Annotated in this window: 12 protein-coding genes; 10 read left to right on the forward strand and 2 right to left on the reverse strand. The window is 37.0% G+C overall.

Translation table 11 applies throughout. The annotated features are described in order from the left end of the window. Positions 1 to 51: 51 nt before the first annotated feature. Positions 52 to 186 (reverse strand): YqzM family protein, encoded by a 135-nt coding sequence (locus tag V1503_RS15615; protein ID WP_214480333.1) that lies wholly within the window; start codon positions 184 to 186, stop codon positions 52 to 54. Between the two features lie 299 nt (positions 187 to 485). Between V1503_RS15615 and holA the strand changes: the two genes are divergently transcribed. Further along, a complete protein-coding gene (gene holA / locus V1503_RS15620) occupies positions 486 to 1,505 on the forward strand; it encodes a DNA polymerase III subunit delta (RefSeq protein ID WP_214480453.1) in 1,020 nt (339 codons plus the stop codon). A 346-nt stretch (positions 1,506 to 1,851) separates the two neighbouring features. Here holA and rpsT read toward each other — a convergent pair whose 3' ends face one another. Continuing rightward, a complete protein-coding gene (gene rpsT, locus V1503_RS15625; RefSeq protein ID WP_214480331.1) occupies positions 1,852 to 2,118 on the reverse strand; it encodes a 30S ribosomal protein S20 in 267 nt (88 codons plus the stop codon). 184 nt (positions 2,119 to 2,302) lie between these two features. On the opposite strand from rpsT, the gene gpr reads away from it, so the two are divergent. From gpr to dnaJ, 9 genes are all read left to right on the forward strand, one after another. Next, positions 2,303 to 3,421 carry a GPR endopeptidase gene (gpr, locus tag V1503_RS15630; RefSeq protein ID WP_410628081.1) on the forward strand — a complete coding sequence of 373 codons (1,119 nt, stop codon included), beginning with the start codon at positions 2,303 to 2,305 and terminating at the stop codon, positions 3,419 to 3,421. 119 nt (positions 3,422 to 3,540) lie between these two features. Then, entirely contained in the window at positions 3,541 to 4,740 is a 1,200-nt protein-coding gene (gene spoIIP / locus V1503_RS15635; protein ID WP_410628083.1) for a stage II sporulation protein P, read from the forward strand. A 316-nt stretch (positions 4,741 to 5,056) separates the two neighbouring features. After that, positions 5,057 to 5,407, forward strand: a complete 351-nt coding sequence (locus V1503_RS15640) for a YqxA family protein (RefSeq protein ID WP_496113369.1) — start codon at positions 5,057 to 5,059, stop codon at positions 5,405 to 5,407. 1,153 nt (positions 5,408 to 6,560) lie between these two features. Continuing rightward, positions 6,561 to 8,387: a translation elongation factor 4 gene (gene lepA / locus V1503_RS15645; RefSeq protein ID WP_214480326.1), complete on the forward strand. Its 1,827-nt coding sequence runs from the start codon at positions 6,561 to 6,563 to the stop codon at positions 8,385 to 8,387. 183 nt (positions 8,388 to 8,570) lie between these two features. Next, on the forward strand, positions 8,571 to 9,707 hold the full coding sequence (gene hemW / locus V1503_RS15650) for a radical SAM family heme chaperone HemW (protein WP_410628085.1): 1,137 nt from the start codon (positions 8,571 to 8,573) through the stop codon (positions 9,705 to 9,707). A 116-nt stretch (positions 9,708 to 9,823) separates the two neighbouring features. Further along, entirely contained in the window at positions 9,824 to 10,855 is a 1,032-nt protein-coding gene (gene hrcA / locus V1503_RS15655; RefSeq protein ID WP_214480323.1) for a heat-inducible transcriptional repressor HrcA, read from the forward strand. Between the two features lie 172 nt (positions 10,856 to 11,027). Continuing rightward, on the forward strand, positions 11,028 to 11,588 hold the full coding sequence (gene grpE / locus V1503_RS15660; RefSeq protein ID WP_320257144.1) for a nucleotide exchange factor GrpE: 561 nt from the start codon (positions 11,028 to 11,030) through the stop codon (positions 11,586 to 11,588). A gap of 50 nt (positions 11,589 to 11,638) precedes the next feature. Beyond that, positions 11,639 to 13,474: a molecular chaperone DnaK gene (dnaK, locus tag V1503_RS15665; protein WP_214480320.1), complete on the forward strand. Its 1,836-nt coding sequence runs from the start codon at positions 11,639 to 11,641 to the stop codon at positions 13,472 to 13,474. A gap of 321 nt (positions 13,475 to 13,795) precedes the next feature. After that, positions 13,796 to 14,917 (forward strand): molecular chaperone DnaJ, encoded by a 1,122-nt coding sequence (gene dnaJ / locus V1503_RS15670; RefSeq protein WP_410628088.1) that lies wholly within the window; start codon positions 13,796 to 13,798, stop codon positions 14,915 to 14,917. Positions 14,918 to 15,204 lie beyond the last annotated feature (287 nt).

A 15,204-nucleotide genomic window follows, 5' to 3' on the forward strand; every position in this document is an offset into this window, starting at 1 on the left:
GCCTCAAAAAAAGACTGTCATACGACAGTCTCAAGTGTGATGAGGTGGTTATTAAGAACCTACAAGTTTGATTACAGTAGCAATGATAAACATAGTTGCAAAAAATCCGAAAGATACGATAAACCCAACTCCTGAATCTACAGCATCGTTTCGCTTACTTTGGACATTTTCTTCAAATTGATTCACAAAATACCCCCCCTAATTCAATAATAGTATAAGCGAAAGTTCATAAAAAATCTACATTCATTAGTTTGTTTTCCTACAATGACAAGAGTTGTCACAAATAGTTCTTAATTTATACGGGAATGATATTCATACAAATTAATATCGTTACAATATAAGTGACTCGGGGCTTATGCTGTAACGTTCATATAAACTGGGAATTGGTCGTTTTGGGAGATCGGTTCCCATTGCCACTTGTAAAAGTGGGAAAATACTTTTACCATATGAAGAGAACCATTTCGAACGTAGATCGGAGAGAAAAAATGGCACTTGACATATGGAGGAAAATTAAACAAGAGAATATTAACAACTTATACTTATTATATGGAAAAGAGACATATTTACTCAATGAGACAAAAAAATTACTTATATCTCACGGGTTAAAGAATGAAGAAAGAGAATTTAACTTGTCTACATATAATTTAGAGGAAACTCCTATAGAAGCTGGGATAGAAGATGCAGAAACATATCCGTTTTTTGGTGACAAAAAAATCGTCATATTTAACAATCCTACTTTCTTGACTAGTGAGAAGAGTAAAATCGAACATGATTTAAAAAAACTGGAATCTTTTATAAATCAGCCAGCAGATTTTTCAATTATAGTATTTTATGCTCCATATGAAAAATTAGATGAGAGAAAAAAGCTTACTAAATTACTAAAGAAAAAAGCGGAATTACTTGTAGCTAACACGTTGACAGAACAAGAGCTTCAAAAATGGATAGTGGAAAGGGCAGAATCATTTCAAGTGCTCATTCAAAATGAGGCCGTGGAAGAAATGCTACGTTTAGTAGGTACGAATCTTATGCTACTAACAACTGAAATTGATAAATTAGCATTATACGTAGGACCTGGTGGAAATATATCACATGAAACAGTAACATTACTTGTAGCTAGAACACTTGAACAAAATATATTTACACTAATAGATTTTATTGTTCAGAGAAAACCAGCTGAAGCAATGCAAATTTTATTTGATTTAATCGAGCAAAAGGAAGAACCGATAAAAATATTGTCTTTAGTATCAAACCAGTTTCGCTTAATATATCAAGTGAAAGAATTAGCTAGGCAAGGCTATAACCAACAAAAAATTTCATCTATTATAAAAGTTCATCCATATCGCGTAAAGCTTGCTGCTGGACAGGCTAAGCTCTTTGGGGATCAAGAATTAAAAGGAATTATCGGTCAACTAGCAGAAGCAGACTACAATATGAAAGTTGGTAATGTAGATAAACAATTGATTTTAGAACTATTTATTATGTCATTACAAGAGCAAATACATTAAACGCATTTACAGCTGATTCTACATAACATACATTCATAGAGTATTTTTAACGATGGCTGTTTTTCTAGGAAATAAACACAAATACAGCATCACTCGTGGCATCTTTTCTGATATAAAGGCTAAAAAATCTTATAAAACATACTTCCCAATCATGTTTAGTGCAGCTAGCAACAAAGTTTACGAAAAACAAGCTTGACATCGTGTATAAGATGGTCAAGCTTGTTTTTTATGGGGACTGCACCCCTATGCTTAAACTAGCATTCAAAGTATTATAAATGGCTATTTATTAACCTTGAGCAAAGAGCCTTTATAAAAGAAAACGACCCTTTAAAAGGATCGCATGTTATTAAGCAGTAATGCTGTTTAATTTTTTTGCTAAGCGAGACTTTTGACGGGATGCAACATTTTTATGGATAATCCCATTGCTTGCAGCTTTATCTAGCTTTTTAGAAGCTAATACAAATGCAGCTTGCGCATTTTCAACGTCTTTGTTGTCAACAAGTACTTCAAAGTTTTTAACAGCAGAGCGCATTGCAGATTTAAGTGTAGCATTATGAGCACGACGCTTATCGCCTGTTTTTACACGTTTAATAGCTGATTTAATATTTGGCATGTATTTCACCTCCCAAAAATAACAATCGAGATGATGTAAACTCGACATATCACTTACATTAGAACACATGATATTCTATCAAACGAGGACTAATAATGCAATACTTATTCGACAATGAATGTTTCTATTGACTGGTGGTAAAACTAGATTATAAATCGATTTGAAAAAAAGGGGTGCATTCTTTTTGTCTCAATTAGACGTAAGTAAGTATTCTGTGCGAACCGATTTAGCAATAGAAGCTCATGAAATGGCATTAGAAAGCAATGCGAGGGAAGAAGCGACAAAGGAACAATCATCAATCAATGGAGTGGTAGTAAAAGAGAATGATATCGGCGGTGTAAAGGTTACGAAAGTTGATATAAATAATGACGGTGCTAAGGCGGTAGGAAAAAAAGCTGGATGTTATGTCACTCTTCAAGCAGAAGGGATCAGACAACAGGATACTGAGTTACAACAGCATGTTGAAGAAGTTTTCGCTAATGAATTCAGTAATTTTTTACAGCAGTTAAACATTCAAAAAGACGCTAGTTGCTTAGTCGTTGGCTTAGGAAACTGGAATGTTACTCCTGATGCGTTAGGACCTATAGCAGTAGAAAACTTGTTAATAACTAGACATCTATTTAAGCTGCAACCTGAAAGTATCCAGGGTGGCTTTAGATCAGTAAGTGCCATCGCGCCAGGTGTAATGGGTTTAACTGGGATAGAAACGAGTAATATTATTCATGGGGTTATCGAAAAGTCACAACCAGATTTTGTTATTGCAATTGATGCATTAGCTGCAAGGTCAATTGAACGTGTAAATGCTACAATTCAAATCTCTGATACAGGCATTCACCCTGGGTCTGGTGTGGGTAATAAGCGTAAAGAACTGAGTATTGAAACGTTGGGCATTCCTGTTATAGCAATTGGTATCCCAACAGTTGTTGATGCAGTTTCAATTACTAGTGACACCGTTGACTTTATATTGAAACACTTTGGCAGAGAAATGAAAGAGGGAAGCCGTCCATCTCGTTCACTCGCACCTGCGGGAATGACGTTTGGGGAAAGACGAAAGCTGACAGAAGAAGATTTACCGGAAGATACGCATCGACAAACGTTTATGGGGATGGTTGGTACTCTAGACGAAGATGAGAAGCGAAAATTAATTCATGAGGTGCTATCACCACTAGGGCATAACTTAATGGTCACTCCGAAAGAAGTAGATGTATTTATTGAAGATATGGCAAATGTTATTGCATCAGGCTTAAATGCTGCTTTACATGATCAGGTTGATCAGGATAATGCAGGAGCGTATACACATTGAGGAAGTTCTATGGTACGAAAGAAACTGAGCTTTAAACATGCACTTCAAGGTGGGGAAGGTTCTATTTCTCAAGGTTTGTTCATACTGATTAAGTAGACAAGCTTTGGAGGGATATGCCCATGAGATTTGAGCGAGGTCAAGGAATGGTTATGACAATAAAGGGATCTAATATAAAAAAAACAATAATCATCATGATGTTAGGCTGCATGATGATATTTTCGGTTACTGCAATACTGACATCGCTAAAGCCAAAATATCGTATTTCGTCATCTTCCATCAACGATTTAACAACTAGCCTTACTAGTGAATCATTACTTTACTTATTATCACTTGAAAATCATTATTTTTCTCAAATTTTATCAACTAAACCAGAAACAAATTTCCCTTCTCTACTTTTTGAAATGGCAACGAGCATTAACCTTGATGACCCACGGAGCTTGCTTGGTAGTGAATTACCTGGTTATGCATTGTATGACAGTAAAATAATTGTCGCTGGTGATGGAACTAATTATACAAATTTACCTTATGAATCAGCGCCTCCGATAGAGGTATTATTAGCAGAAAGAGATGCTTCTGTTCAAAATATGGAAGAAATGGAAGGTGGAACTGAAGGAACTGAAAAAGTAACTCCCCCAGTATTAACAACAAACGGCAAAGACGTTGTCTATATTTATCATACACATAGTCGTGAATCGTACTTGCCTCATCTTGAAGGGGTAACTGATCCGGATAAAGCTTATCATTCCGAAGTTAATGTTACCTTAGTTGGTGAGCGTCTTGCATCTGAGTTGGAAAAAAGAGGGATAGGCGTTCAGCTAGATCAGACAGACATAATGGGGCAATTAATCGCTAACAAGTTGAAGTTCTTTCAGGCATATGACCAATCCAAACCTTTAGTGCAAAGTGCAATGACAAATAACCGTGATTTGCAGTATTTTATAGATATACATCGTGATGCTAATAGGAAAGAACAAACAACACATGTGATTAATGGGAAATCATATGCTAAGACCGCTTTTGTTATTGGAGGAAATAATGCTCGTTATGAACGTAACCTTAAGCTCGCTGATGACCTACATCAATTGTTACAGCAAAAATATCCTGGTCTAAGTAGAGGGGTATTTGAATGGAGTGGAGAAGGACAAAATGGCATGTATAATCAGGACCTATCGGACAATGTTATGCTTATAGAATTTGGCGGCGTGGACAACACCTTTGAGGAATTGAACCGTACTGCAGCAGCTATTGCTGATGTTTTCAGTGAGTATTATTGGCAAGCTGAGAAAGTATCTACCGAATCAGATACAACTGCACAGTAATTTATGCAATCTAATTGTTCATTAAATCATCGTTCTCATGAAAGAAATTTCTTTGTAAACTTTATTGCTATTGTCATCAAATTAGTAATAAAAAAGTGGTTTTACATTGTTAGTTAGCGTTGTAAAGAAAAAAAGATGCCGCGTACTCTAGTTATGTACGTATTTATGTCATGATAAATCGATGAGGAAACAGCCTTATTAGTGTTTTACGTTCTTAAGTGTGAGACCATTAATCCTGGTGAAGTTAGATTATTATATATGAGCTTAGCGGTGCTTCCGTAATAAGTCTGTGAGGGTGAGTATCATGTGGAAATTCATGATGAAGTGCTTTCTTTTATGTACGGTCCTTCTTTTTGGTGTTTTGATAGGAATGCAGAAGGCCAATAGTGGGATTATTGAGATGAAAGGGTATGATGATCCTTCATTTCGAGGTGCATTAGAAATTGTAGAAACCTCTAATGGGGAATTTGAGGCAAGTGTTCTAGGTTTGGAAGCAACGAGTCATGATTTGAAACAAAAACAACAGCAATTAGCTGAAATCAAAGCCTTTAATCTATTTTCATCAATGGGGAAAACAATTGCGGAAGCGGTAAGTAATACATTTCAGAAAATATTACAAATGATTGATACTCTCTTTGCGAAAATTATGGAAGGTAAATCACGGTAACCGTGCTTTTCATGTCAAGTACAATTACTAAACCATCTCACATTAAGAATGGTTTTTTCTTTGTGGCGAATTAATAAGTACCTTCCGATCTTTCCTTATCCCCTTGAGGTCACTTCGCCAAATCACACGAAGGCAAACAACGCCTTCATGTGATTTTACTCCAGTGCTTGTCGGGAATGAACGATGCGCTTTTGCTTTTCCTGATGTCTAGCTTCAGCACCTATCCCCTCGAGGTCACTTCACTATTTCATCTGAAGGCAAAGTACGCCTTCATATGCAATAGTTCCAGTGCTTGTCGGGGATAAACAAGCTGCTTGTGCTTTTCCTGTAGTCTAGCTCCAGTCGCCATCGGCTCGAGGTCATAAGTCAATCCGTCCAGAAGGTTAAAAAGCAACCTTCCAGCGGTTTAGCCTTATGCTTGTCGCCGATAAACAGTCGCCTTGCGCTTTTCCTGTAGTCTAGCTCCAGCGCATATTCCCTCGAGGTCACTTCACTATTTCATCTGAAGGCAAAGTACGCCTTCATATGCAATAGTTCCAGTGCTTGTCGGGGATAAACAAGCTGCTTGTGCTTTTGCTGTAGTCTAGCTCCAGGCGCCATAGGCTCGAGGTCATAAGTCAATCCGTCCAGAAGGTTAAAAAGCAACCTTCCAGCCGTTTAGCCTTATGCTTGTCGCCGATAAACAGTCGCCTTGCGCTTTTCGTAGTCTAGCTCCAGCGCATATTCCCTCGAGGTCACTTCGCCAAATCACCCGAAGGCAAACACCGCCTTCATGTGATTTTACTCCAGTGCTTGTCGGGAATGAACGATGCGCTTCCGCTTTTCCTGTAGTCTAGCTCCAGGCGCCATCGGCTCGAGGTCATAAGTCAATCCGTCCAGAAGGTTATAAAGCGACCTTCCAGCCGTTTCGCCTTATGCTTGTCGCCGATAAACAGTCGCATTCTGCTTTTCCTGATGTCTAGCTTCAGCACCTATCCCCTCGAGGTCACTTCACTATTGCATCTGAAGGCAAAGTACGCTTTCATATGCAATAGTTCCAGTGCTTGTCGGGGATAAACAAGCTGCTTGTGCTTTTCCTGTTGAATGTATGTTTGGCAATTGATATAATCAATGCTAGTGTATGTTGTGCCGATAATGGTAGGAGTGAATTAAAATGAACAAGAAAGAAAGAGTAAATAGGCAATCAAAAATACGGAACTTTTCTATAATAGCGCATATTGATCATGGAAAATCAACATTAGCAGATCGTATATTGGAGAAGACGGGTGCTTTAGCCCAACGTGAGATGAAAGATCAATTGTTAGATTCAATGGATCTTGAACGAGAGCGTGGAATTACAATTAAATTAAACGCCGTTCAATTGAAATATAATGCCCAAGACGGGGAAGAATATATTTTTCATTTGATTGATACACCAGGGCATGTTGATTTTACTTATGAAGTCTCTAGAAGCTTAGCTGCATGTGAAGGTGCAGTATTAGTAGTTGATGCAGCTCAAGGTATTGAAGCTCAAACATTGGCAAATGTATATTTAGCACTGGATAATGACTTAGAGATACTACCTGTAATAAATAAAATAGATCTACCGAGTGCCGACCCTGAAAAAGTAAGACAAGAAATAGAAGATGTTATCGGCTTGGATGCTTCTGATGCAGTTTTAGCTTCTGCTAAAGCTGGTATTGGTATTGAAGATATACTTGAACAAGTTGTTCAAACTGTCCCAGCACCAACTGGAGATCCAGAAGCACCGCTTAAGGCTCTCATTTTTGATTCTTTATACGATTCCTATCGAGGAGTTATTGCATATATTCGAGTCGTTGAAGGAACAGTAAAGCCTGGTCAAAAAATAAGAATGATGGCAACTGGAAAAGAGTTTGAAGTTAACGAAGTAGGAGTATTCTCACCTAAAGCCGTTTTACAGGACGAACTGAGTGTTGGTGACGTAGGCTTTTTAACAGCATCTATTAAAAATGTTGGTGACACCCGTGTAGGTGATACAATTACTGATGCCAAAAACAGTGCAGTAGAACCGCTTCCAGGTTATCGACGCTTGAATCCAATGGTGTTTTGTGGATTATACCCAATAGATACCGCCAGATATAATGATCTTCGTGAGGCATTAGAGAAATTGGAGCTTAATGATTCGGCATTGCAATTTGAACCAGAAACTTCTCAAGCACTTGGATTTGGATTCCGCTGTGGATTTCTCGGTCTATTGCATATGGAAATCATCCAAGAGAGAATTGAACGAGAATTTGGGATTGATTTAATTACAACAGCACCGAGTGTAATTTATCAAGTTTATTTAACAGATGGTATCGAGGTGCGAGTTGATAATCCATCCAATATGCCAGATCCACAAAGTATTGAACGAGTAGAAGAACCATATGTTAAGGCAACGATCATGGTTCCTAATGATTTTGTAGGTGCTGTCATGGATCTATGCCAAAATAAGCGCGGTATCTTCATCGATATGCAGTATTTAGATGAAAATCGAGTTAGTATAATTTATGAAATTCCATTGTCAGAAATTGTGTACGATTTCTTCGATCAGTTAAAATCAAACACGAAGGGCTATGCTTCGTTTGATTATGAGCTCATCGGTTACAAAGCTTCAAAGCTTGTAAAAATGGACATTTTATTAAACGGAGAGCAAGTAGACGCATTATCATTTATTGTTCACCGTGATTCTGCATATGAACGTGGGAAGATTATCGTTGAAAAACTGAAGGAATTAATACCAAGACAACAGTTTGAAGTACCTGTTCAAGCTACAATTGGTACTAAAGTAGTTGCTCGTTCCACTATTAAAGCTATGCGGAAAAACGTATTGGCAAAATGTTACGGTGGGGATATATCCCGTAAGCGGAAGCTTCTTGAAAAGCAAAAAGAAGGAAAAAAACGGATGAAGTCAGTTGGATCTGTCGAAGTTCCGCAAGAAGCATTTATGGCAGTGTTAAAGATGGATGAAGAAAAATAACAAATCTACAACCCATTTGAACACATAGGTAAATGTACTTTATAATATTACTTGCCGCAGAAAATTCTGCGGCTTTTCTATATACTCAAGTTGAAGTTAGGAATAGATAAATTTAACAGACAGAGTGGTATGACAGCTTACGAATTATTAAGCTGAACTTAAAAAGGAAAAGGTAGTGATGAAGTGGCATCTGGAGTGTATATTCATATACCCTTTTGTGAGCATATATGTCATTATTGCGATTTTAATAAAGTTTTTTTAAAGGGGCAGCCAGTAAATGAGTATTTAAATTCTTTAGAAGAAGAGATACAACAAACTCTAGAGCGCTACCCTTCAAATGATATTCGTTCGATATTTGTTGGCGGAGGGACACCGACAGCCATAAATATTAAACAACTTGAAAGGTTACTTGAAAGTATTAAGCGATATATTAATCCAGTGAATGATAAGTTAGAATATACGTTTGAAGCGAACCCTGGTGAAACATTAACAAAGGAAAAGATAAAATTGTTATACGATGCTGGCGTAAATAGAATCAGCTTTGGAGTGCAGTCATTTGATAATAAGATTTTACAACAGATCGGGCGAGCCCATCGCAAAGAAGATATCTTTAAGTCAGTAGATTGGGCTAAAGAGATAGGATTTAACAACGTTAACCTTGATTTAATGTATAGTTTACCAGGACAAACAATTTCTCAAGTGGAAGAGACTTTACAAGAGGCATTCTCTCTAAATGTAGACCACTTTTCGGCATATTCCTTAATTGTTGAACCAAAAACTGTTTTCTTTAACTTGCAAAAAAAAGGGAAATTACACCTTCCATCTCAAGAAGAGGAAGTTACAATGTTTGAGCATGTCATAGAACAAATGAAAAAACATGGATATAACCAATATGAAATTAGTAATTTTGCTAAGCCTGGTATGGAGAGTGTGCATAACCTAACATATTGGAATAATGAGGAATATTATGGATTTGGTGCTGGTGCTCATAGTTATATTGATGGGAAAAGAATAACCAATGCAGGCCCACTAAATAAATATATCACAGAAGTGGCTAGACATGGACAAGGAGTGACAGAGAGTCATGAAGTAACGCAACAGGAAAAAATGGAAGAAGAAATGTTTCTCGGGTTGCGTAAAATAAAAGGGGTGTCAAAAGGAGCCTTTTTCAATAAATTTAATGAAGATATTCATGATAGGTTCCATAGTCAAATTATTGAGCAACAACGAAAAGGCTTGTTAGAAGAAGATGAACATTATATTAGATTAACTCATAGAGGCATGTTATTAGGTAATGAAGTGTTTCAAGCATTTATATAAGTATTCTAAATGATTGACATCTCGCATTTGTTTTGGTAATTTATTATTAGATTTAGCACTCGGGTAGACAGAGTGCTAACAGAGGTGATGACAGTTGCTAACAGAGGTGAGTACAGATGCTAACAGACCGTCAGTTATTAATTTTGCAAGTTATCGTTGATGATTTTATTCAATCTGCCCAACCAGTTGGCTCTAGAACGTTGTCGAAAAAAGATGAAATCATGTATAGTTCAGCGACAATTAGAAATGAAATGGCTGATCTTGAAGAGTTAGGTTTTATTGAAAAAACACACAGTTCATCAGGACGAGTTCCATCTGAAAAGGGCTACCGTTATTATGTAGATAATTTACTGTCACCTCAATTGTTAACCAAGGAAGACGTAGGGAATGTGAAATCGATTTTTACAGACCATATTTATGAATTGGAAAAAATCATTAAAAAATCATCTCAAATTTTGTCAGAAATGACAAATTATACAGCGATTGCTTTAGGGCCAAAGGTCTTTGAACATAAATTAAAACGTATTCAAATCGTTCCGATCAATAGTGAGACTGCTGTCGCTATTATCATTACAGACACAGGTCATGTAGAAAATCGCACGATATCATTTACAAGTTCTATCGACCCTAGTGATATTGAAAAAATGGTTAATTTGTTAAACGAGAGATTAGTTGGTGTACCATTAATCGAGTTACATGATAGAATCGTCATGGAAGTATCGAACTTATTACGTACTGAAGTGGATAGCTATGACAGATTATTAAATGAAATCTTGAATTCACTATCTTTAAAGAAAGAAAATGAGGTTTACTTTAGCGGTAAGACAAATATGCTAAGTCAACCAGAGTTTCACGATATTCATAAAGTTCGTACGCTACTTACGATGATTGATCAAGAAAAAGAATTTTATGACTTGATTAGGCCTAACAATGTTGGATTAAGCATAAAAATTGGCAAAGAGAATAAGCTGTCTGCGATGGAAAATTGTAGCTTGATAACAGCAACGTACTCCATTGGTAGCGAACAGCTTGGATCTATAGCTATTTTAGGCCCAACAAGGATGGAATATTCACGTGTGATTAGCTTGTTATCATTACTTTCTACTGACTTATCAAAGGTATTGACTAAGCTGTATCAAAATAATTAACAGTGGAAATATTGAATAAGGATGGGAGTATGATCCCATCCATTTCGTATGACCACTTCATAGAAAATAAGACCTGTATTCCAACTTTTAATTAGTTTTAGGTGAGGTTTGTTTTATTTTAAGGGAGGTGAAATCATTGGTTAATGATAGTAATGTAACTGAAGATAAGGGTATAAATGAAAGTGAAAATGTTGACCAAGTTGAAGAAAATAAAGTTGATCTTCAAAATAATGACAATCAATCAGATGAGAATCCTGAAGAAACGAGCGAGGAATCAAGTGTAAACCCAAGAATTAATGATTTAGAGAAAAAACTTGATGAAGCAGAAAATCGCACGTTTAGGATACAAGCTGATTTTGATAATTTCCGTCGCCGCACACGTCTTGATCGTGAAGCAGCTGAAAAATATAGAGCCTTTAATTTAGTGTCTGATATTTTACCAGTATTAGATAATTTTGAAAGAGCACTCCAAGTAGAAGCAGATGATGATAAAACAAAATCTATACTACAAGGTATGGAAATGGTTTACCGTCAGCTATTCGATGCACTACAAAAAGAAGGTGTAGAAGTAATTGAAGCTGCTGGAGAGTCATTTGATCCGCATCTACATCAAGCTGTCATGCAAGTAGAAGATGCTGAGCATGACCCAAATACTGTTGTAGAAGAGCTGCAAAAGGGTTATAAACTTAAAGACCGAGTTGTTCGACCATCGATGGTAAAAGTGAATGGGTAGCAAATAAAGATTTATTACATATTTATAATTTTTAGGAGGTAACGAAGAAAATGAGTAAAATTATTGGAATTGATTTAGGGACGACTAACTCATGTGTTGCTGTGATGGAAGGTGGAGAAGCAAAGGTAATTCCTAATCCAGAAGGTAATCGCACGACTCCGTCAGTTGTTTCATTTAAAAATGGTGAAAGACAAGTTGGTGAAGTTGCTAAACGTCAGGCAATTACAAACCCAAATACAATCATTTCGATTAAACGTCATATGGGAACAGATTACACGGTAGAAGTAGAGGGTAAAAAGTATACACCACAAGAAGTATCGTCTATAATTTTACAGCATTTAAAATCTTATGCAGAAGAGTATTTAGGAGAGCCTGTTACTAAAGCTGTTATTACTGTTCCTGCATATTTCAACGATGCCGAACGTCAGGCAACAAAAGATGCTGGTAAAATTGCTGGTTTAGAAGTAGAACGTATTATTAACGAGCCTACAGCAGCAGCTCTTGCTTATGGATTAGATAAAATGGAGGAAGACCAAACTATCCTCGTCTATGACCTTGGTGGGGGTACATTTGACGTATCTATTTTAGAGCTAGGTGATGGTGTATTTGAAGTTAGATCTACAGCAGGTGATAACCGTCTAGGTGGAGATGACTTCGACCAAGTAGTTATTGACCATTTAGTTGCTGAATTTAAAAAAGAAAATGGTATCGACCTTTCAAAAGACAACATGGCTTTACAGCGTTTAAAAGACGCAGCTGAAAAAGCTAAGAAAGATTTATCAGGTGTTACACAAACTCAAATTTCATTACCGTTTATTACTGCTGGTGAAGCAGGACCGTTACATTTAGAGGTAAGCTTAACGCGTGCGAAATTTGATGAGTTATCCGCAGATCTCGTTGAACGTACAATGGGACCTACTCGTCAAGCGATGTCTGATGCAGGTCTATCTGCAAGTGAAATAGATAAAGTTATCTTAGTTGGGGGATCTACTCGTATTCCTGCTGTTCAAGAAGCTCTTAAAAAAGCTGTAGGACAAGAGCCTCATAAAGGTGTTAACCCTGATGAAGTAGTTGCTTCTGGTGCGGCTATTCAAGGCGGTGTTTTAACAGGAGATGTTAAAGACGTAGTATTATTGGATGTTACACCGTTATCTTTAGGGATTGAAACGATGGGTGGAGTATTTACAAAATTAATCGATCGTAATACTACAATTCCAACTAGTAAGTCACAAGTTTTCTCAACTGCAGCAGATAATCAACCAGCAGTTGATATTCACGTGCTACAAGGAGAAAGACCTATGGCAGCAGATAACAAAACATTAGGTCGCTTCCAATTAACAGATATTCCACCAGCACCACGTGGTGTACCACAAATTGAAGTATCATTTGATATCGATAAAAATGGAATCGTTAATGTGCGTGCAAAAGATTTAGGAACTAATAAAGAACAAACGATTACGATTAAATCTTCAACAGGGCTATCTGATGATGAAATTGAACGCATGGTTAAAGAAGCGGAAGACAATGCTGAATCAGATAAACAACGAAAAGAAGAAGTTGAACTTCGTAATGAAGCGGATCAGCTAGTATTTACTGCTGAAAAGACTTTGAAAGACCTAGAAGGAAAAGTTGATGAAGCTGAAGTGAACAACGTAAACGAAGCGAAGGATGCTCTGAAAGCAGCTATAGAAAGTAATGAGCTAGAAGAAATCCGTGCTAAGAAAGATGCTCTTCAAGAAATTGTTCAACAGCTATCAATGAAACTTTACGAGGAAGCAGCTCAACAAGCTCAAGCTCAACAAGGTGCTGAAGCTGGTAACAATGAAGGTCCTAAAGGTGACGATGTAGTAGATGCGGAATTTGAAGAAGTAAAAGACGATAAATAAGCTTCACAAAGTCAAAGTCAGTCATAATATGACTTTGACTTTTTTATAAGGAAGCCGAAACTATATTTAATTCCCATTATGATCAGTTGAATGGAAAATGGCGCTTGTGCTTATCGGGGATGAGCAAGGCGCTTATGCATTTCTAATTGTCTAGCTCCAGCGCCTATCCCATTGAGGTCACTTCGCCATTTCACTAGAAGGTAAAAAGCTCCTTCAACTGAAATGACATTAGTCTTGTCGGTGATAAACAAGCGCTTGCGCTTTTCTTATGATAGATGATAGAATTATCTTTATGTGAATGAACCGGGAGTGGATTTTTAAATGAGTAAAAGAGATTACTATGAGGTGCTAGGGATTAGTAAAAGTGCTTCACAAGATGAAATTAAGAAAGCCTACCGCAAACTTTCCAAAAAATATCACCCTGACATTAATAAAGAACCAGACGCTGCAGATAAATTTAAAGAAGTAAAAGAAGCATATGAAACTTTGAGTGATGATCAAAAGCGTGCCCATTATGATCAGTTTGGTCATACAGATCCAAATCAAGGATTTGGTGGTGGTGGTGACTTTGGTGGTTTCGGTGGTTTTGAAGATATTTTTAGTACATTCTTTGGTGGCGGAGGACGCCGTCGTGATCCAAATGCTCCCCAACAAGGGGCAGACCTTCAATATACAATGACATTAAAATTCGAAGAAGCAGTTTTTGGTAAAGATACTGACATTGAAATTCCAAGAGAAGAAGAATGTAAAACATGCCATGGTTCGGGAGCAAAACCAGGAACGAAACCTGAAACGTGTAAACATTGTAATGGTAGTGGTCAGCTAAGTGTTGAACAAAATACACCGTTTGGCCGTATAGTTAATAGACGTGTTTGTCATCATTGTGAAGGTACAGGGAAAAAAGTGACCCAAAAATGCTCAACTTGTAATGGAGCTGGAAAAGTAAAGAAAAGAAAAAAAATACACGTGAAAATTCCATCTGGAATTGATGATGGTCAGCAACTACGTGTAACAGGTCAAGGGGAAGCCGGTATAAACGGTGGACCAGCGGGTGATCTCTATATTGTCTTTCATGTGAAACCACATGAATTTTTTGAGCGTGAAGGTGACGATATTTATTGTGAAATGCCGCTTACATTTGCTCAGAGTACTCTGGGTGACGAAATTGAAGTTCCTACTCTTCACGGAAAAGTTAAGCTAAAAATACCAGCAGGTACTCAAACAGGAACAAAGTTCCGTCTTCGTGGTAAAGGTGTACCAAATGTTCGTGGGTATGGTCAAGGTGATCAGCATATTCAAGTTAGAGTTATTACACCAACAAAGCTTACTGAAAAACAAAAACAATTGTTAAGAGAGTTTAATGAGCTGGGGAATCAGGAAGCTCCTGACGAACATGATGACAGCTTTTTTGCAAAAGTTAAGAGAGCTTTTAAGGGGGATTAACCCACGATTCAAATTAAACATATTAATCAGGTGGGTTTTTACCTCACCTGATTAATATGTTTACAAGCTGTAAATATGACCTAGACTTTTATTATAACTGTTATATTATCTATCAAGGGTATGATTTAAGGGAACTAAATATCATCAAAAGGTATTCAACAATGGAATTATTGATTCATTTCATGATTGTAAATGAATCTTTTGTTATGATAATATAACTTACTTAATTAACGTTCCTATAAAGAGTAAGTACTCAACTAAAAAGTAACAATTAACATCGAAGATTA

Source organism: Nanhaiella sioensis (genome assembly GCF_046557775.1).
Taxonomy (GTDB): domain Bacteria; phylum Bacillota; class Bacilli; order Bacillales; family SM2101; genus Nanhaiella; species Nanhaiella sioensis.